Source organism: Winogradskyella sp. MH6, assembly GCF_022810765.1.
GTDB lineage: Bacteria > Bacteroidota > Bacteroidia > Flavobacteriales > Flavobacteriaceae > Winogradskyella.
The window spans coordinates 476,053-495,081 of the sequence record NZ_CP094494.1 but is presented as its reverse complement, the minus strand read 5'-3'; the positions used below and the strand labels follow the sequence as shown (position 1 = coordinate 495,081).

The 19,029-nt window shown below is 33.7% G+C and carries 17 protein-coding genes; 8 read left to right on the top strand and 9 right to left on the bottom strand.

Features of this window, described 5'->3' with window-relative positions; all coding sequences use genetic code 11:
* Nucleotides 1-47: 47 nt before the first annotated feature.
* The 4 genes from MST30_RS02395 to MST30_RS02380 all read left to right on the top strand — a co-directional run bounded on the left by MST30_RS02395 (nt 48) and on the right by MST30_RS02380 (nt 4,261).
* Nucleotides 48-779: a heavy-metal-associated domain-containing protein gene (locus tag MST30_RS02395; RefSeq protein ID WP_243472815.1), complete on the top strand. Its 732-nt coding sequence runs from the start codon at nt 48-50 to the stop codon at nt 777-779.
* A complete protein-coding gene (locus tag MST30_RS02390) occupies nt 776-3,010 on the top strand; it encodes a TonB-dependent receptor (protein ID WP_243472814.1) in 2,235 nt (744 codons plus the stop codon). The genes MST30_RS02395 and MST30_RS02390 overlap by 4 nt, the downstream gene beginning before the upstream one ends.
* 40 nt (nt 3,011-3,050) lie before the next feature.
* A complete protein-coding gene (locus tag MST30_RS02385) occupies nt 3,051-3,428 on the top strand; it encodes a heavy-metal-associated domain-containing protein (protein ID WP_243472813.1) in 378 nt (125 codons plus the stop codon).
* A 101-nt stretch (nt 3,429-3,529) separates the two neighbouring features.
* Nucleotides 3,530-4,261, top strand: coding sequence for a sulfite exporter TauE/SafE family protein (locus tag MST30_RS02380; protein ID WP_243473844.1), 732 nt, complete (start codon nt 3,530-3,532; stop codon nt 4,259-4,261).
* Between the two features lie 86 nt (nt 4,262-4,347).
* On the opposite strand, the gene groL is transcribed toward MST30_RS02380, so the two are convergent.
* The 9 genes from groL to miaB all read right to left on the bottom strand — a co-directional run bounded on the left by groL (nt 4,348) and on the right by miaB (nt 12,993).
* Nucleotides 4,348-5,979, bottom strand: a complete 1,632-nt coding sequence (groL, locus tag MST30_RS02375) for a chaperonin GroEL (protein ID WP_243472812.1) — start codon at nt 5,977-5,979, stop codon at nt 4,348-4,350.
* A 101-nt stretch (nt 5,980-6,080) separates the two neighbouring features.
* Nucleotides 6,081-6,356 (bottom strand): co-chaperone GroES, encoded by a 276-nt coding sequence (locus tag MST30_RS02370; RefSeq protein ID WP_243472811.1) that lies wholly within the window; start codon nt 6,354-6,356, stop codon nt 6,081-6,083.
* A 176-nt stretch (nt 6,357-6,532) separates the two neighbouring features.
* Nucleotides 6,533-6,865 (bottom strand): preprotein translocase subunit SecG, encoded by a 333-nt coding sequence (secG, locus tag MST30_RS02365; protein ID WP_243472810.1) that lies wholly within the window; start codon nt 6,863-6,865, stop codon nt 6,533-6,535.
* 1 nt (nt 6,866) lies between these two features.
* Nucleotides 6,867-7,793: a DUF8458 domain-containing protein gene (locus MST30_RS02360; protein ID WP_243472809.1), complete on the bottom strand. Its 927-nt coding sequence runs from the start codon at nt 7,791-7,793 to the stop codon at nt 6,867-6,869.
* A 3-nt stretch (nt 7,794-7,796) separates the two neighbouring features.
* Nucleotides 7,797-8,297: an LptE family protein gene (locus tag MST30_RS02355; RefSeq protein WP_243472808.1), complete on the bottom strand. Its 501-nt coding sequence runs from the start codon at nt 8,295-8,297 to the stop codon at nt 7,797-7,799.
* Nucleotides 8,298-8,361: 64 nt separating this feature from the next.
* A complete protein-coding gene (locus MST30_RS02350; protein ID WP_243472807.1) occupies nt 8,362-9,633 on the bottom strand; it encodes a sigma-54 interaction domain-containing protein in 1,272 nt (423 codons plus the stop codon).
* Nucleotides 9,633-10,574, bottom strand: a complete 942-nt coding sequence (locus tag MST30_RS02345; protein ID WP_243472806.1) for a hypothetical protein — start codon at nt 10,572-10,574, stop codon at nt 9,633-9,635. Before MST30_RS02345 ends, MST30_RS02350 begins: the two co-directional genes overlap by 1 nt.
* A 20-nt stretch (nt 10,575-10,594) precedes the next feature.
* On the bottom strand, nt 10,595-11,533 hold the full coding sequence (locus MST30_RS02340; RefSeq protein WP_243472805.1) for a hypothetical protein: 939 nt from the start codon (nt 11,531-11,533) through the stop codon (nt 10,595-10,597).
* Nucleotides 11,534-11,544: 11 nt separating this feature from the next.
* On the bottom strand, nt 11,545-12,993 hold the full coding sequence (gene miaB, locus MST30_RS02335; protein ID WP_243472804.1) for a tRNA (N6-isopentenyl adenosine(37)-C2)-methylthiotransferase MiaB: 1,449 nt from the start codon (nt 12,991-12,993) through the stop codon (nt 11,545-11,547).
* Nucleotides 12,994-13,198: 205 nt separating this feature from the next.
* Here miaB and MST30_RS02330 point away from each other — a divergent pair, with 205 nt between their 5' ends.
* The 4 genes from MST30_RS02330 (at nt 13,199) to gldK (ending at nt 18,988) form a co-directional block, all read left to right on the top strand.
* On the top strand, nt 13,199-13,639 hold the full coding sequence (locus MST30_RS02330; RefSeq protein WP_243472803.1) for a hypothetical protein: 441 nt from the start codon (nt 13,199-13,201) through the stop codon (nt 13,637-13,639).
* 155 nt (nt 13,640-13,794) lie between these two features.
* Nucleotides 13,795-16,302, top strand: coding sequence for a type I DNA topoisomerase (gene topA, locus MST30_RS02325; protein ID WP_243472802.1), 2,508 nt, complete (start codon nt 13,795-13,797; stop codon nt 16,300-16,302).
* Nucleotides 16,303-16,308: 6 nt separating this feature from the next.
* On the top strand, nt 16,309-17,475 hold the full coding sequence (locus tag MST30_RS02320) for a formimidoylglutamase (RefSeq protein ID WP_243472801.1): 1,167 nt from the start codon (nt 16,309-16,311) through the stop codon (nt 17,473-17,475).
* Nucleotides 17,476-17,635: 160 nt separating this feature from the next.
* Nucleotides 17,636-18,988, top strand: coding sequence for a T9SS ring complex lipoprotein PorK/GldK (gldK, locus tag MST30_RS02315; RefSeq protein ID WP_243472800.1), 1,353 nt, complete (start codon nt 17,636-17,638; stop codon nt 18,986-18,988).
* Nucleotides 18,989-19,029: the final 41 nt, after the last annotated feature.

Here is a 19,029-nt window from a genome sequence, read left to right as displayed (position 1 = left end):
CCAATTATTGATGCCATATAATTAAAAAATTTCAAATTAAATAAATCATGACACATACATATAATGTTACGGGAATGACCTGTAACGGTTGCAAGGCTTCAGTTGAAAAATCGTTGTCTGAATTACAACATATTGAAAGCGTTGAGGTGAACCTCAATAGTAATACTGCAACCATAAAAATGAACAAGCATATTGAAGTAGATACACTTCAAAATGCCTTATCTGATAAATACACGATTTCAGAACAAGAAGCTAAAAATGTTTTTAGTTCAACTCAAACTGTTAAAGAGGAAAAAAGTGAACTGAAACAGCTGTTTCCACTATTTTTAATTCTTGGTTATATATTGATAGCCTCGACCCTTTTGAATATAAAACCATGGAATATTGATGGTTTTATGCTAGATTTTATGGGTCTATTTTATATTGTTTTTAGCTTTTTCAAACTTCTAGATCTTAAAGGGTTTCCAGAAAGCTTTAGAATGTACGACCCATTGGCAAAAGCTATTCCTGCTTACGGCTGGATATACCCATTTATTGAAGTTGTACTAGGCTTAATGTTTCTTGTGCGCTTTCAAACAGATATTGCTTTGATAGTTACTTTGGTGATTTTAGGTATCACAACTTTTGGTGTTACCAAAACGTTGTTAGATAAAAAATCTATTCAATGTGCTTGTTTGGGTACAGCATTAAATTTGCCAATGACCAAAGCAACCTTTATTGAAAATGCCATAATGATAGTTATGGCCATATTTATGATTATTAAAACTTTTGATGTATGAAAAAGTTTTTAATTATAATGTTGTTTTTACCTTTTATAGGATCATCTCAAGATCAATTAGAAGGTATGGTTTTAGAATCAAGCACAGGTAAAGAAATGCCGTTGCCTGGTGCCAATGTGTATTGGCTAGGTTCTACAGTTGGAACAATTTCTAATGATGACGGTACATTTACGTTACCTTATAAATTCTCATTCAACAAATTGGTGATAAGTTATGTAGGTTTTAAAACTGATACTATAGAGGTTGCTGAAAACAGATACATCAAACATGTATTACAAGCTTCTGAAGAATTAGATGCTGTTACGGTGACCTCACGAAAAGTGGCAACAGCTAAATCGTATTTAAAAGCTACAAATACACTAATAGTCAGTAGTGATGAACTGTTGAAGGCGGCTTGTTGTAATTTGTCTGAGAGTTTTGAAACTAACCCATCTATTGATGTGAATTTTGCTGATGCAGTTTCAGGAACAAAGCAAATAAAAATGCTAGGCCTTACAAGTCCATACATTTTAATAACTACCGAAAACATTCCAGCCATTCGAGGAGCATCGCAAGCTTATGGATTAAGTTTTATTCCTGGTACTTGGGTGGAAAGTATCCAGATTACTAAGGGAGCAGGTAGTGTAGTCAACGGATTTGAAAGTATTGCAGGTCAAATAAACACAGAATTAGTAAAACCTGTAACAGACGATAAGTTGTTTGTAAACGCTTATGCTGGTCTTAATGGTAGATATGAACTTAACACACACATTAACCAAAAAGTATCGGATAAGTGGAGTACAGGTTTGTATGTGCATGGTAATTTAAGAGATCAAAAATTTGATAGAAATGATGATTCTTTTCTAGATGTGCCATTAAAACAGCAAATTAATGTGATGAATCGTTGGCAGTATACTAATGGAGAAAAAGGTTTGGTAAGCTTTATCAACCTAAGATATCTTAATGACAATACGCAGTCAGGACAGATGAATTTTGATCCAGATAGAGATAGAGGTACAACCAATTTTTGGGGAAGTGAAATTGATACCCAACGTTTTGAAGTCACTACTAAACTAGGCTATGTAAATCCTGAAATTCCGTATCAAAGTTTGGGTGTACAGACGGCATATAGTTATCATAAACAAGATTCTTATTATGGGTTGAATGACTATGATATAACACATAATAGCTTTTATTCTAATTTGGTTTACAATAGTATAATTTCAGATTCGCGCCATAAGATAAAAACAGGTCTAAGTTTTACTTATGACCATTATGATGAATTGGTAAATGTTGATTCATTTGAACGTGTGGAAAATTCGTTTGGTGGCTTTTTTGAATACTCGTACGACAATTTGGATAAGCTGACAATGACAGCTGGTATTAGAGCAGATCAACATAATAGATTAGGCTTTTTTATTACGCCAAGATTTCATGTGCGTTATACTCCTTGGGAAAAATCAGCTTTTAGATTTTCTGTAGGAAGAGGAAAGCGAAGTGCTAATGTTTTTGCTGAAAATCAAAATATGTTTGCCAGCTCAAGGCAAATTAATATTTTAAATTCAGGTGGAAAAATCTACGGTTTAGATCCTGAAATTGCATGGAATTATGGTGTAAGTTATCTCCAAGGATTTAATCTTTTTGATAGAAAGGCTGATATCACGTTTGATTTTTACAGAACAGACTTTCAAAATCAGGTTGTTGTTGATTGGGAAAATCCTTATCAAGTCAATTTTTATAATCTTGAAGGAGATAGCTATGCTAATAGTTTTCAATTTGAGTTCAACTATAATCTTTTTGAAAATTTTGATTTGCGTACAGCTTATAAGTTTTATGATGTCAAAACCGACTACAACTCTGGGGAATTAGAAAAACCGTTAGTGCCAAAACATCGTTTATTTGCTAACGCAGCTTATGAAACCGAAAAGAACGATAACGGTGCACAATGGAAGTTTGATGCAACATATAATTGGTTAGACTCTCAGCGCTTTCCGAGCACAAATTTAAGTGATGTAGAATATCAATTAGATGAATATTCTCCAACCGTAGGAACACTTAACCTTCAGGTCACAAAAGTCTTTTCTCCTAAGTTTGAAGTATATTTAGGAGGAGAAAATGTAACCAATGTAAAACAAGATAATCCAATAGTTAGTGCAGACAATCCGTTTGGTTCAAATTTTGATACTAACTTTGTATATGGTCCAATATTTGGAAGTATGTATTACGCAGGATTACGATTTAGAATAAATTAATAACAATTCCTGTTTACAGGAATTAAAAAACAATATTAAAATGAAACGAGTAACTTTAATTTTAGCATTATTAGTAACCACTTTAACATTTGCACAAAACAAGAATGCCAAAGCTTCAATGGAAGTTGACGGAGTTTGCGGAATGTGTAAAGAGCGTATAGAAAAAGCAGCTATAAAAACCAAAGGTGTAAAGTCTGCGGTTTGGAGTATTGAGACGCATGAATTGAAATTAATTTATGATGAAAACAAAACGAATCTTGAGGCTATTTCTAAGAATATCGCTGCTGTTGGCCATGATACCAAAGAAGTAAAAGCAACGGATGAAGCTTACGATTCTGTTCATCCTTGCTGTAAGTATCGTGATAAGGAAACGGTTAAAGACCATGAAGGAGAAAAGAAAAAAGAGAATAAAAATTAAGATAAAAACCTGAATGCTAATTCAGGTTTTTTTATGGCTTTAATTTGAATGTTTTAAAATTTTAATCGAACTTGGTTAGCATGTAATTGAAAACATTAAAAATGAGAGACCTAAGCTATGTATTTCTGTTTTTAGCCTTGATTGCTGAGGTTTTAGGAACAATAGGTGGATTTGGGTCATCTGTTTTCTTTGTTCCAATTGCAAACTTTTATTTCGATTTTGAATCGGTTTTAGGTCTTACGGCTATCTACCATTTATCAAGTAACTTGAGTAAAATTGTTTTGTTCAAAAAAGGTCTGGATAAAAAACTGCTTATTAATATAGGAGTGCCTTCTGTGATTTTTGTTGTTGTAGGTGGCTTACTTGCAAAGGCTTTTAATAGTCATTATCTCGAATTGTTTCTTGGTCTATTCTTAGTTGTTTTGGCGATTGTGTTTTTAATTAAAAAAGATTTAATAATAAGTCCAAACAAACGAAATGCTTTAATTGGTGGTGGCTTGTCTGGGTTCTCTGCTGGACTCTTGGGAACAGGAGGTGCAATTAGAGGATTGACAATGGCAGCTTTCAATCTAGAAAAAAGTGCCTTTATTGCAACATCAGCTTTTATAGATTTTTTAATTGACTTCTCAAGAACATTTGTGTATTACTATAATGGATTTATTCATAATCATGATTTAATTTATATTCCATTTTTAATAGTTATTGGTTTTATTGGGACAGCAATAGGGAAAAAGATATTGAATTATATTCCACAAAATAAGTTTAAAAAAATATCACTAAGCTTAATTTTATTAATAGGACTTATAACATTAATGAATGTTGCATTAAAATAGATAAAAAACAAAAGCCCTTGATTTTGATCAAAGGCTTTTGTTTTCTCACTGACCATAGTCAATGTTTTATCTATGGCGATTCGCCATTACATCATGCCTGGCATTCCGCCTCCACCCATTGGTGGCATAGCAGGAGCATCTTCTTTAATGTCAACTAAAGCGCACTCGGTAGTTAAGATCATACCAGCTACAGAAGCCGCATTTTCTAAAGCAATACGAGTTACTTTTTTAGGATCAATAATACCAGCTTTAAGCATGTCTACGTATTCTTCAGACTTAGCATCGTAACCAAAGTCTTTTTTGCCTTCTAATACTTTATTGATAACAACAGATCCTTCACCACCTGCATTTTCAACAATAGTTCTTAAAGGAGCTTCAATTGCTTTATTAACGATTTGTACACCTGTAGTTTCGTCAAGGTTATCAGTCGTGATTTTTTCTAAAGTCTTTTTAGCTCTTACTAAAGCAACTCCACCACCAGCAACAATACCTTCTTCTACAGCAGCACGTGTAGCATGTAAAGCATCATCAACACGATCTTTCTTTTCTTTCATTTCTACTTCAGAAGCAGCACCTACATAAAGTACAGCAACTCCACCAGCTAATTTTGCTAAACGCTCTTGAAGTTTTTCTTTATCATAGTCAGATGTAGTTGTTTCTATCTGAGCTTTAATTTGGTTAACTCTTGCTTTAATATCAGAAGAATTACCGTTACCATTTACAATAGTTGTGTTGTCTTTGTCTATCATTACAGACTCAGCTGTACCTAACATAGAAAGATCAGCGTTTTCTAATGAGAAGCCTCTTTCTTCAGAGATTACAGTACCACCAGTTAAGATAGCAATATCCTCTAACATTGCTTTACGTCTGTCTCCAAAACCAGGTGCTTTTACAGCCGCGATTTTAAGACCACCTCTTAATTTATTTACCACTAACGTTGCTAAAGCTTGTCCTTCTACATCTTCTGCGATAATCAATAATGGACGACCAGATTGTGCTACTGGTTCTAAGATTGGAAGAATTTCCTGTAAGTTAGAAATCTTCTTGTCAAATAATAAAATGTATGGATTTTCTAAATCAGCTATCATTTTATCAGCATCAGTTACAAAGTAAGGAGATAAGTAACCTCTGTCAAACTGCATACCTTCTACAACATCTACATAGGTGTCTGTTCCTTTTGCTTCTTCTACAGTAATAACACCTTCTTTACCAACTTTACCAAACGCTTCAGCGATAAGTTCACCAATAGTGTTGTCATTATTAGCAGAAATAGAAGCTACTTGTTGAATTTTTTCAGAAGAATTACCAACTTTTTTAGCTTGCTTTTCTAAGTCTGCAGTAATAGTTTCTACAGCCTTGTCAATACCACGTTTTAAGTCCATTGGGTTAGCACCTGCAGCAACGTTTTTTAAACCTTCTTTTACAATTGCTTGTGCTAAAACGGTTGCAGTTGTTGTACCATCACCAGCTAAATCGTTAGTTTTAGAAGCGACTTCTTTTACCATTTGAGCTCCCATGTTTTCTAGCTCATCTTCTAGCTCAATCTCTTTTGCTACAGAAACACCATCTTTAGTGACTTGAGGTCCACCAAATGATTTTCCGATAATTACGTTACGTCCTTTAGGTCCTAAAGTTACTTTTACTGCATTTGCTAAAGCGTCGACACCACGTTTAAGTCCGTCGCGTGCTTCAATATCGAATTTTATATCTTTTGCCATTTTGTTTTATGTTTTTGTTTGTCCTGCGAATGCAAGAATCTTATTAATGTTAGTTTTTGTTTGAATGCGATTCCGTATGATTTACGGAATTACAGAATAGATTAAACAATTGCTAATATGTCGCTTTCGCGCATCATTAAATAGTCTTTACCTTCTAACTTTAATTCTGTACCACCATACTTTCCATAAAGTACAGTATCGCCAACTTTAACAGTTAAAGGTTCGTCTTTTTTGCCATTGCCAACAGCAACAACAGTTCCCTTTTGCGGTTTTTCTTTTGCATTATCTGGAATAATAATACCAGAAGCTGTTTTTGTCTCAGCTTCCATTGGTTCTACAAGAACTCTGTCTGCTAAAGGTTTAATGTTTAAAGCCATTTGTTATAATATTTTTGATTAATTAAAATTTGTTTTAACGCTTTAGCGTTATTCGAAAATTATGCCAAGACAAACAGACTGACAAACTTTCAGATAAACGTGTTCAAACTATTTAGAAATAAAAAAGCCAACTTTATAAAAGTTGGCTTAGTTGTTTTGTTAATGAAGGAAATTATTTAGTTCCCGTCAGTAGTACCAGCATCTTCTGTGTTGGTTGGAGTTGATGCAGGTATCTCAATAGCTTCTTTTTCATCTAAAGCTTTAGAGTCAATATCGTTACCAGAATCTATGGTTAAGTTAGAAGCAAGGATTAAAACAATTAATGCTGTACCTAAAAACCAAGTACTCTTATCTAAGAAATCTCCTGTCTTCTTAACACCACCTAATTGTTGTGTGCCTCCACCACCAAAAGAAGATGATAAACCTCCTCCTTTAGGATTCTGTACCATAATTACTACTACCAATAGAAAGGCTACTGCTACGATTAAGATTAAAAATATTGTAAACATTTTATATAGTATTATCTTTTAATTCTTCTACCAATTTTATTTGGTCTGCAAAGAAACTACTTTTTTCTGGATATTTCAAACTTAAAATTTTATAAGATTGAATAGCCTTGTCATAGTTTTTTTGTTCTAAATAAATCCTTGCCAAAGTTTCGGTCATTAAGCTGTCAGAAACATCATCGTCATTGTTTACCAATTTAGGTTTTGGCGTATGACTGGCAACAGGCTTTATCTTAGGATTTTCGCTTATAAATTTATCAATGATGTCTAACTTATCAGCAAGTGGCTGCGAAGTGTCCTCTTTTTTAACTTCTTCGTTTTTAGTCTCTGTTTCCCTTTCAATGGGTTTAAAACTTGTAATTTTTAACCATTCTGTAAACGAGTGATTTTCGTTTTTGTCGAATTCTAAAGGTTTGCCAATGTTAAGTTTTTCTTCTGTAGTAATGTTTTTAACATCAACCGATATTATAGAATCTTCAATTTTTGGTGTTTCTTCTTTTATGGTCTGTTGCTGTTGCGGTTTAGCTTCAAATAAGTTTGGGTCTAAAACACCTTCAGTAGCTTTAATGTGTTCTTTTAAAGCATCATCAATGGTAACGCTTTTATTAATTGAAATATCATCAGCTTCATTGACCTCCAAAGATTTAATGTGCTCCGAGTTTTGTTTTATTTGATTAGAAATTTCATTCTGATTAAATACTTCAGATGTGATATAATCAAACAAAACGCTACGATCTGCGGTATGAGCAGCGGTTACCTTTAGCGCATTATTATACTTGTAACTTTCTTTTTGCTTAAGCCCTTTTAAGTATAAAGCGCGTAAGGGCTGAAAGTAAGGATACTCGCTAATTTTAGCCAAGAGCGCATCGGTTTGAGACGCTGTAACAGCCTCAGGATGCTGAAGTAAATATGTCAATTCTTTTAGTTGCATATATTACCAATCGGCTAAGGTGGCGTTAATAATATCTTGCGTTAGACGCTCAAAAATAACCTCATGGGCTTCATCTTTAAGCCCTCCAACTAATTGTTCATCTGCTCCATAATCAAAGAAAAATGAAAAGCGTTGCTCAATGTCTTTTTCTGAGTCAAGGGTGTTGATATATCTTACATTAATACTAATTGTAAGTCGGTTTTGTGCAGCTCTGTTATCAGAAGTTGCTGTCATGGGAGCAATTCTATACTCAACAATTTCACCTTCATAAATAACTTCACCTCCAGAGGTTACTAATTGCGCACTTGTTTGATTTTGAATTAAATCTTGAAGTGCATTGGTAAATTGAATATCTAAACCAGGCTCGACTAAATCAGCATTGTTTTGAAAGAAATTTACCTGAAAGCTATCAGGTGTTTCAGTAAGACCTGTAAAAGAATAAATGCCACAACCAGTAAGGGTTATTGTGAGAAACAGTATGCCAATATATTTTAATAATCTCATGAAGCGTTTTTTTATCTGAACGTCTTAGCTTTTTTAATAGTACTTGTGTTGTGCTAATCTTTTCTTAAAGATCGTATTGCTTAATTTTTCTGTAAAGTGTACGTTCACTTATACCCAATTCTGCAGCGGCAAGTTTTCTTTTACCGTTGTGACGTTCCAAGGATTTTTTTATAAGTTCTAGTTCCTTGTCCTGTAAAGATAAGGTTTCTTCTTCTTCAATCTCTTCAGCAAAGTGATATTTATCGTCTACATCTATGATATCTGAGTCATTATCTTCAGTATGCTGAGGTATAGATAGTACTTCTAAATTCTCTACTTCTGATGCAGTTTCGTAATCGTCACCATCATCATCGCCATAGATCTTTTGTATTAGGTGTTCATTTTCCTTTTTAACATCAGAAACACTGCCAGACTTCATTAGTTCCATAGTTAACTTTTTAAGGTCATTCAAATCACTTTTCATGTCGAATAACACTTTGTAAAGTATTTCTCTTTCACTGCTAAAGTCACTTTCAGATTTAGTGTTATTTATTACTGCAGGTAAATTTGAACCTGTATTTGGTAAATAATTCTGAAGTGTAACTGCATTAATAGTACGATTATGCTCCAAAACCGAAACTTGCTCAGCAACATTTCGTAATTGGCGAATGTTACCATTCCAACGGTATTTTAAAAGTAAAGCAACAGCATCATCAGTTAATTTTACTGTTGGCATTTTATATTTTAAAGCAAAGTCACTTGCAAATTTTCTAAACAATAAATGAATATCCTCTTTGCGCTCTCTTAAAGCAGGAAGATTAATTTCTATAGTGCTCAAGCGGTAGTAAAGATCCTCTCTAAACTTTTCTTTCTTAATGGCTTCAAACATGTTAACGTTTGTAGCAGCCACGATTCTTACGTTGGTTTTTTGAACCTTACTAGAACCTACTTTAATAAACTCTCCATTTTCTAAAACACGAAGCAAGCGTACTTGTGTTGTTAATGGCAACTCACCAACTTCATCTAAAAAGATGGTTCCGCCATCAGCAACTTCAAAATAACCAGAACGTGTTTGTGTAGCTCCTGTAAACGCACCTTTTTCGTGACCAAACAGCTCACTGTCTATGGTACCTTCTGGTATAGCACCACAGTTTACAGCAATGTATTTGCCGTGTTTTCTGTGAGAAAGTTGGTGTATGATTTTTGGAATACTCTCTTTACCAACACCACTTTCACCAGTAACCAAAACAGAAATATCTGTAGCAGCAACCTGAATGGCTTTTTCTATGGCACGATTGAGTTTAGGGTCGTTACCAATAATGCCGAAGCGTTGTTTTATGGCTTGTACTGATTCCATTAATAATAGGTGTAGGTTTTGTAAACTACGGTTGAATAAAAATCCTGTGATCCATTGTCATTATTAATATTTGACACAGTCTCAACAGAAGATATTGGGTAGTCTAAATCATTATATTCATATTCATATTCAATAACATTAATTGTATTTGAAGATGGTATATTACTCGTTATATTAAGAATATTATTGGAAGAAATTTTATTGTCTTGTAAAATAAAGGAAAATAGTTGTACACCAAAATTATTTAGAATTGCAGGTACACTTACAGTATTGTTTTTATATGGGTTGATTTTATCATCATAAGTGAAATTTTTAGTACGCCAGATTACATAATCGTCTATGTCGGCAATATATTTTGATTCAACTATAGAAGTTACATTAGAATTTGAATCATAAGTAAAATCTCTTTTAATTGTGAAATTATTTTTATTTTCTACCAAAGATATAAGTAAATCATAGTTGCTATTGTTGAACGTATATTTAGTTTGCTCAAAAGAATTATCAAATTCATAAAAACTATCAAATGTCATTATAATTTCATTATCATTATAAGTGAAACTGTATGTTCCTGGTTGTAATTGAAACCACAAGACATCAAAAGACTGTAGTTCAGTGTTTTGATAGTTGTACTTTACATGTCCAGGAAAATTAGATGTAGCTATATATATACTGTCAATAGAATTATCAGAATTATAATAAATCCTCTGAGTGTCTCGAATATTGGTTGTTGAATTCTCATAAAATTGTTCATAACGTATTGGATTCCCATCTTCACGATAGTGATATTTTTCAAATGAAAAATCACTAGTTGATGTAGATTCTCTAAGTTGAGAAACTTCTTTTAAAATTAATTCAGAATCATTTTGATTATTCGAGTCATCATTATTACTGCATGAGCAAATTATAAATGATAGAAATAAAATTTTTATTAGTGTTTTCATAATAAAGTAATATTAAATACCTAGTTAACGTAGTTAAATCTTTCGTTAATTTCTATCATTAAGTCAGCTCCAAAATCGTAAGCAATATCACGACTTGTAATTCTTCCGGCTGTATTGTATGATAAATCAAAAGTGAAGGTGTCTCCGTTAAATGTAGCTCCATTCCAATTGTTTGTAGAGTGAAACTGAGCAATTAAAGGTCCTATTTCGTCAGAATAATCATCACTTAAAAAGTTTAATAAGTAATTGTCGTTATATACAACTTGTAATGGGTTGGTGTTGTCGTCAAAATCATAGGTATAGTTGCTGTCTAATTCACCTGTACCTACACTGTTGTTAATATTGCCAAGTCCATTATATGTAATTGTTTCTACTTGTATAGAAGTAGTACCATCAAAAGATTCCTTTTTTATAACTCTGTCAAACCCATCTATTGTAAATACTGTAGAAATGTTTGAGCCTTCAACAGTTCTTGTAATTAAGTTACCGTCATATGTGAAGTTGTAAACGTAGTCTTCAAAGTCATCTTCAAAATAGTCATATGTAATTTGTGAGATTTGTCCGTTGGTGTACGTAATGATATATTCATTGGTAGTTGTACCATTAGAGTTTACAGATACATTACTCGTTATTTGTCCTTGAGCATTACGAGTAAAGGTTTGGTTTTCTGTTTCACTTGGCGCTCCTTCAAATTCAAAAACCGTTGTACTTGATACAACTTTATTATCCGAAATATTAAGATCAGAGTTTGTGATTGTACGTATAGGAAGACCAAAGAAATTAATAGAAGTGTCTGTGTCTAACTCATACATAGATAGTGTAAGGTCAGCACTGTTGCTACCTCCATTGTTACCACCACCATTATTATTTCCACCACCAGTAAAGGCAGGGTCTAAAGGTTCGTTTTCACAAGCTGTTACTAAAGTAAATGCACAAAGTAGTAATAAGATTTTTTTCATCGATAGATTAATTAAGAGTTGTTTTTTGAATAGCCTACAGCTTCACCAATAAGTGTGGCGCTTGTACAGTCTAATATTTTTACGTTAACAAAGTCACCAGGTTTGTAGTGTTCTTTTGGAAAAACAGCAACCATATTTTGACTGTTTCTACCAGACCAATGCTCGTCAGATTTTTTAGAAGCTTTTTCTATTAAAATTTCTTCAATATTACCAACATGTTTTTGGGTATTGTGTAAACTATGTCTGCGTTGTAAGGCTTGTATTTCGTTAAGTCGTCTTTGTTTTACATCTGCAGGTACATCATCCTCCATTTTTCTGCCAGCAAGTGTGCCTGGACGCTCAGAATAGGCAAACATAAAACCGTAATCGTATTTTACGTATTCCATAAGCGTTAGGGTATCTTGATGGTCTTCTTCAGTCTCTGTTGGGAAACCAGCAATCATATCTTGGCTAATCGCTACATCTGGAATGATTCTTTTAATATTGTCTATAAGTTCAAAATATTCCTCGCGAGTATGCAAACGATTCATTTCTTTAAGAATACGGTTGCTTCCGCTTTGCACAGGCAGGTGTATATAATTACAAATGTTTTCAAACATAGACATAGTTTCAATAACATCTAAAGTCATATCTTGAGGGTTAGATGTCGAGAATCTAAAACGCATTTTTGGTTGCGCTTTTGCGCACAATTCTAATAGTTTAGCAAAGTTTACGGCTGTAGCTTTTTGTAATTCTGAAGCTTTTTCATAATCCTTTTTAAGTCCACCACCATACCATAAGTAGCTATCTACATTTTGTCCTAAAAGCGTTACTTCCTTATAACCTTTGTTCCATAAATCGTTAACTTCTTCAATAATACTTTGAGGATCTCTACTACGTTCTCTTCCTCTTGTAAACGGAACAACGCAGAATGTACACATATTGTCACAACCTCTGGTTATAGATACAAAAGCACTAACACCATTGCTGTTTAATCTTACAGGAGATATATCTCCGTAAGTTTCCTCTTTAGATAAAATAACATTGATGGCATCTCTTCCTTCATCTACATCAGCTAAAAGATTAGGTAAATCTTTATAGGCATCAGGACCAACAACTAAATCAACGATTTTTTCTTCATCTAGGAACTTAGTTTTAAGACGCTCTGCCATACAACCTAGCACGCCAACTTTCATTGAAGGGTTTTTATCCTTGATTTTGTCGTAATATTTAAGGCGTTTTCTAACAGTTTGCTCTGCTTTGTCTCTAATAGAGCAGGTATTCACCAAAACCAAATCAGCATCTTCTAGGTTTTGAGTTGTATTATATCCTTGATTAGATAAGATTGAAGCTACAATTTCACTGTCGCTAAAATTCATTTGGCAACCGTAACTTTCAATAAATAGCTTTTTGGTGTTACCGTCTTTTTGGTCTAAAATTAAGGCTTCACCTTGTTTGTTTTCGTCGATTATTTTTTCCATCTATTCAAACTCACTTGCATGAGAAGTAATTGTTTTCTCTAATAGTCAATAAGCATGCAAAGATAGTATTATTTTATAGATTGTGACAAAGTGGCAGTTGTTAAAAGTAATTTATAATTGCTTCAAATTATTATTTTTACAAAGTTTTTTTATTTTACTGAGCAACCATTTCGTTTAATTACATCTTATATATAAAACTAAATCTATGAAATTTTCAAAAATTATAATGTCTGTGCTGTGTGTTGCTTTATTTTTAAATATGCAGTGCGATGATGATGGCATGTCTTTGCCCGAAAGCAACTGTGCTGGTTTTACTGTTATTGATAGCTTTACTTATGCAAATTCTGCTACGAGTCCATATTCTATAAATAGTGTGTCAATTAATGGCGACTGTTTAGTGATTGATGTTTCTGCTTCTGGTTGCGATGGTAATACTTGGGAAATGCAATTAATAGATTCAGGATCGGTTTCAGAGTCCAATCCACCTCAACGCAATGTAAAATTCTTTTTAATAAATACTGAAGATTGTTTAGCTGTTGTTGATAGAGCTCGTTCATTTGACCTTACGTCGTTGCAAATTGAAGGTGAAAATGAAATTATTATAAATGTAGATGACTATTCTGATCCTGTTATTTATACATATTAACCATTACATTTGAATACTAAAATTAGAGTCTTGTTTTTGCAAGGCTTTTTTTAGTTTCAAACAGTTAATGCCGCAATAAAATAGATGCTATTTAAAACCAAATTAGGATTGTAAATTTATTTTCGCCTACATTTGTAACCTCAAAAAAAAGAAGAATGCCGAAGAATCTAGTTATAGTTGAGTCTCCTGCAAAGGCAAAAACCATAGAGAAGTTTTTAGGAAAAGATTATAAAGTTGAGTCCAGTTTTGGGCATGTTTCAGACTTACCTTCCAAAGAATTAGGGGTTGATGTAGAGGGAGATTTTGATCCAAAATATAGGGTGTCAAAAGACAAGCGCGATGTTGTAAAAAAATTAAAAGAGTTAGCTAAGAAAGCTGAAATAGTATGGCTAGCAAGTGATGAGGATCGTGAGGGAGAAGCTATAGCATGGCATTTAGCAGAAGCACTAGATTTAGATAAAGAAAAGACAAAGCGCATTGTTTTTCATGAGATTACAAAAAGTGCTATCAATAAAGCGATTGAAAATCCTCGCGGCATAGATTATAATTTAGTAGATGCTCAGCAGGCAAGACGTGTTTTAGACCGAATTGTTGGTTATGAGCTGTCACCAGTTTTATGGCGAAAAGTTAAAGGAGGTTTATCTGCTGGTAGAGTACAGTCCGTTTCTGTTCGACTTATTGTTGAACGTGAGCGCGAAATACAAAATTTTAATGCAGAAGCATCCTATAGAATTGATGCGGAGTTTACATCAGAAGACGGAAAATCGTTCAAAGCAAAATTACCAAAGAATTTTAGTTCAGAAGAAGAAGCTTTAACGTTTTTAAATAATAATAAAGGCGCAACTTATGAGGTTGCTGACTTGCAAAAAAAACCAGCAAAAAAATCACCAGCAGCACCATTTACAACATCTACATTACAACAGGAGGCATCTAGAAAATTAGGTTTTTCTGTGAGTAGAACGATGAGCAATGCACAACGCTTGTATGAGGCTGGTCTCATAACTTATATGAGAACAGATAGTGTTAACTTGTCTGATGAAGCAAGACAAGGTGCTGAGAAAGAGATTATCTCTGCTTATGGTTCAGAATATAGTAAACCGAGAAACTACAAGGGAAAATCTAAAGGTGCTCAAGAGGCTCACGAAGCCATTAGGCCAACAGATTTTTCTAATCATACAGTAAGCGTAGAGCGTGATCAGGCTAGGCTTTACGATTTAATATGGAAACGCGCAATTGCATCACAAATGAGTGAGGCTAAGCTAGAGCGTACCAATTTGAAAATTCAAATTAATAGCTCTCAAAAAGTAAGTGAACAATTTACTGCTAATGGAGAAATTATAACGTTTGATGGATTCTTAAAAGTGTATCTAGAAGGAACAGATGATGAGGATACAGAACAAGATGGTATTTTGCCAGACTTAAAGGTAGGTGAGGAGTTAGCTAATAGTTATATCACGGCAACACAGCGTTTTACTAGACCTCCGTCAAGATATACTGAGGCATCTTTGGTAAAGCAATTAGAGGAATTAGGAATCGGTAGACCATCAACATATGCGCCGACAATTTCTACAATTCAAAATAGAAATTACATAGAAAAAGGTTCACACGAAGGTGATGAAAGAGCATACAAACAATTGGTTTTTGAAAACCAAAATATTAAAGAGAACAATCTTACAGAAAAAGTAGGTTCTAACAAAGGAAAATTAGTGCCGACAGATGTTGGTATTATAGTTACCGACTTTTTAGTAAATCATTTTGAAAGCATTTTAGACTATAACTTTACCGCAAAAGTAGAGGAGAGTTTTGATGATATAGCTGAAGGTAAAGAAGACTGGAAAGCTATGATGAAAGATTTCTATAAAGGCTTTCATCCACAAGTTGAAGATGTACAAGAAAATGCAGAACGTGAAACAGGAGAGCGTATTCTAGGTACTGATCCTAAAACAGGTCGCCAAGTTAGTGTGCGCTTAGGTAAGTTTGGTCCAATGGTTCAGATCGGTACAGTAGACGAGGAAGAGAAACCACAGTTTGCTAGCTTATCACCAGATCAGCAACTCAACACCATAACTTACGAAGAAGCAATGGATCTTTTTAAGCTTCCAAAAGCTTTAGGTCATTATAATGATGATGAGGTAGAAGTTAACAACGGACGTTTTGGGCCTTATGTTAGATACGGCAAAAAGTTTGTCTCTTTGCCTAAAGGAGTAGATCCTCTTAGTGTAGAACTAGATGAAGCTATTATATATATTAAGGAGAAAGAAAAAGCAAATGCTCCTATATATATGTATCAAGGTTTAGAAGTTACAAAAGGAAAAGGACGTTTTGGACCATTTATTAAGTGGAACAATATGTTTATAAATGTGAATAAAAAATACGATTGGGACAATTTATCTGAAGAAGACATCGTAACTTTGATCGAAGATAAAATCCAAAAGGAAAAAGATAAGCTTATTCATGTTTGGGAAGAGGAAGGCATTAGAGTAGAAAAGGCACGTTGGGGAAGGCACAATGTTATAAAAGGTAAGCAGAAAGTTGAGCTGGCTAAGACAGTTGATGTATCTGATATGACCTTAGAAGAGGCTAAAGCTATTCTAGAAAAAAATGCTCCAAAAAAGAAAACAAGAAAAACCACAAAGAAGAAAACGACTACCAAAAAGAAGTAATACTTTATGAATTTTAATTTTCTAACGCCTGTTTCAGATGCGGTTTTAGCTCATTCAGAACTATTAGCGCAACAAGCGCTGGGAAAAAAAATCAAAATTCACTCTAAGCAAAACGGTATTCCAGATTTAGAAGATGTCCAAATTGCTATCATTGGTGTTCTAGAAAACAGAAATGATGTTAATTATATAGGAGTCAATATCAATTTCGATTCTGTTAGAAAAACACTCTATACTCTATTTCCTGGAAATTGGATTTCAAATATTGCCGATTTAGGAGATATACTTCCGGGAGAATCTGTAGAAGATACTTATTATGCTATTCGTACAGCTATTTCGGTTTTAGTAGAGAAAAACATTATTCCAATTATTCTAGGGGGAAGTCAAGATTTAACCTACTCTAATTATCGTGCATATGATAATTTGATGCCCATGGTTAATATTGTTAATATAGATACCAACTTCGATTTAGGTGATGCCAACTTACCGATTAAGAATAATAGTTATGTAGGGAAAGTAATTGTAGAAGAACCTTATAACCTATTTAATTATTCTACAATAGGATACCAAACGTATTTCAATTCTCAAGAAGAAATAGATCTTATGGAGAAGTTGTACTTTGAGTCATATCGTTTAGGTGAGATATCTGGAGATATAAACAAGGTAGAGCCATTGTTAAGAGATGCACATATAGTTTCAATAGATTTAAAATCTATTAGAGCAGCTGAGGTAAGTGATAGTTTAAAATATTCTCCTAACGGTTTTTCAGGAAAAGAAATTTGCGCAATTACTCGATATGCAGGTATCAGTAATAAAGTATCTTCATTTGGGATTTATGAGTATATTAATTCTAAAAATGATTCTGCGTCTTCTATGCTAATAGCGCAAATGATCTGGTATTTTATAGAAGGAGTTAATTGTAGAGTCAAAGATGATAACTTTAATAATGAAAATGAGTTTCAGAAGTATAATGTTTTGGTTGAAGATGATGAGCTCATATTTTTTAAAAGTATAAAAACAGGTCGCTGGTGGATAGAAATACCTTTTTTACCAGATGTTAATAATAAATTAAAAAAGCACACGTTATTACCATGCATGCATGCCGATTATGTGCTTGCTACTCAAGGTGAAATACCCGAACGTTGGTATAAGGCCTTTAGGAAGAACAGCTTTTAAAGGGAGCACTTAGTCGATAATTTAACATTTAGACTATCGATGAAATGCATTTTTTAAGGACGAAATGCAAAAAAAAATCAAAAAAAGTTGTTTTTTAGAAAATATATAAATATGTTTACGACCTTAAAATTAAGGACGACTAATTTAACCTCGAGTTACTATGAATATTAAGAGATTTATTTTACTTACCACTGTATTGGTTTTGGTTGCCAGTTGTAATTCTGGAGACCGCGGACAATTAGTAGGTGTTAAAGGTAAAAAATGGCACCCAGAGAAGCCTTATGGCATGACTTTAGTTCCAGGAGGGGCTTTTATTATGGGTAAATCAGACGATGACATTGCTGGTGTTCAAGATGCTCCAACTAAAACGGCTACAGTACGTGCATTTTATATGGATGAAACTGAGATTACGAATAGTGAGTATAGACAGTTTGTGTTTTGGGTAAGAGATTCTATTCTTAGGCTTAAATTAGCTGAGATGGCAGATTTAGAAGGTAAAACTCCAGGCAATGGCGATATTGGTGAGTTTGCTTATTTAGATGCTAATCCTGAGGATTTAAATGCTTACGAGAGTTACATGCAAAATACTTATGGTAACGAGCAAAGAAAAATTAATCATGATGTAGATTTATATTTTGATACTGACGATTATCCAGATGAGCTTTATGCTGAGGTTATGGATGGTATGTACTTGCCACTAGAAGAGTCTTACAATGGACAGCGTACTTGGGATGTAAAGCAATTTAAATTTCAGTATACATATATGGATATAGCTAAGGCTGCAAAAGATAGAAGCCTTAAGCGTTCTCAAGTTATACAGCAAGAAGAAGTAGAGGTATATCCAGATACTACAGCTTGGATTAGAGACTTTGCGTATTCTTATAATGAGCCAATGCACAATGATTATTTTTGGCACGATGCTTACGGAGACTATCCTGTTGTAGGTGTGTCTTGGAAACAAGCACAAGCATTTTGTCAATGGAGAACACTTTATCATAATGGTTACCAAAAGAGTAAAGGAAGACAGGCAGTAAACTCCTACAGATTACCTTCAGAAGCAGAATGGGAATATGCTGCTCGTGGAGGATTACAAGGTGCTTCATATCCTTGGGGTGGACCTTACACTAAGAATGATAGAGGATGCTTCATGGCTAACTTCAAACCATTAAGAGGAGATTACGCAGCAGACCAAGCATTATATACTGTAGAGGCTGATGCTTATGATCCAAATGATTTTAATTTATATAACATGGCAGGTAACGTTTCAGAATGGGTAAACGGTTCTTATGATCCTGCTTCTTATGAATTTTCATCAACAATCAATCCTAATGTCAATGATCCTGAAAACTCTCGCAAGGTAGTAAGAGGTGGATCTTGGAAAGATGTTGCTTACTTCTTACAAGTAAGTTCTAGAGATTATGAGTATGCGGACTCAGCAAGAAGTTATATTGGTTTCAGAACCGTACAAGATTACATGGGAACTGAGGTAACTAAAAACGCAGCAACTAACTAAAATAAACAAAACCGATAACCTAAATAAATTAACCTACTTAA

Excerpts from the sequence above, each read along its gene's own strand:
- MST30_RS02390 (WP_243472814.1), top strand. The coding sequence starts at position 776 with ATGAAAAAGTTTTTAATTATAATGTTGTTTTTACCTTTTATAGGATCA.
- gldK (WP_243472800.1), top strand. The coding sequence starts at position 17,636 with ATGAATATTAAGAGATTTATTTTACTTACCACTGTATTGGTTTTGGTT.
- miaB (WP_243472804.1), bottom strand. The coding sequence starts at position 12,993 with ATGGAAAAAATAATCGACGAAAACAAACAAGGTGAAGCCTTAATTTTA.
- MST30_RS02385 (WP_243472813.1), top strand. The coding sequence starts at position 3,051 with ATGAAACGAGTAACTTTAATTTTAGCATTATTAGTAACCACTTTAACA.
- MST30_RS02355 (WP_243472808.1), bottom strand. The coding sequence starts at position 8,297 with ATGAGATTATTAAAATATATTGGCATACTGTTTCTCACAATAACCCTT.
- MST30_RS02340 (WP_243472805.1), bottom strand. The coding sequence starts at position 11,533 with ATGAAAAAAATCTTATTACTACTTTGTGCATTTACTTTAGTAACAGCT.
- secG (WP_243472810.1), bottom strand. The coding sequence starts at position 6,865 with ATGTTTACAATATTTTTAATCTTAATCGTAGCAGTAGCCTTTCTATTG.
- MST30_RS02330 (WP_243472803.1), top strand. The coding sequence starts at position 13,199 with ATGAAATTTTCAAAAATTATAATGTCTGTGCTGTGTGTTGCTTTATTT.
- MST30_RS02350 (WP_243472807.1), bottom strand. The coding sequence starts at position 9,633 with ATGGAATCAGTACAAGCCATAAAACAACGCTTCGGCATTATTGGTAAC.
- MST30_RS02360 (WP_243472809.1), bottom strand. The coding sequence starts at position 7,793 with ATGCAACTAAAAGAATTGACATATTTACTTCAGCATCCTGAGGCTGTT.
- MST30_RS02395 (WP_243472815.1), top strand. The coding sequence starts at position 48 with ATGACACATACATATAATGTTACGGGAATGACCTGTAACGGTTGCAAG.
- topA (WP_243472802.1), top strand. The coding sequence starts at position 13,795 with ATGCCGAAGAATCTAGTTATAGTTGAGTCTCCTGCAAAGGCAAAAACC.
- MST30_RS02370 (WP_243472811.1), bottom strand. The coding sequence starts at position 6,356 with ATGGCTTTAAACATTAAACCTTTAGCAGACAGAGTTCTTGTAGAACCA.
- MST30_RS02345 (WP_243472806.1), bottom strand. The coding sequence starts at position 10,574 with ATGAAAACACTAATAAAAATTTTATTTCTATCATTTATAATTTGCTCA.
- groL (WP_243472812.1), bottom strand. The coding sequence starts at position 5,979 with ATGGCAAAAGATATAAAATTCGATATTGAAGCACGCGACGGACTTAAA.
- MST30_RS02380 (WP_243473844.1), top strand. The coding sequence starts at position 3,530 with ATGAGAGACCTAAGCTATGTATTTCTGTTTTTAGCCTTGATTGCTGAG.
- MST30_RS02320 (WP_243472801.1), top strand. The coding sequence starts at position 16,309 with ATGAATTTTAATTTTCTAACGCCTGTTTCAGATGCGGTTTTAGCTCAT.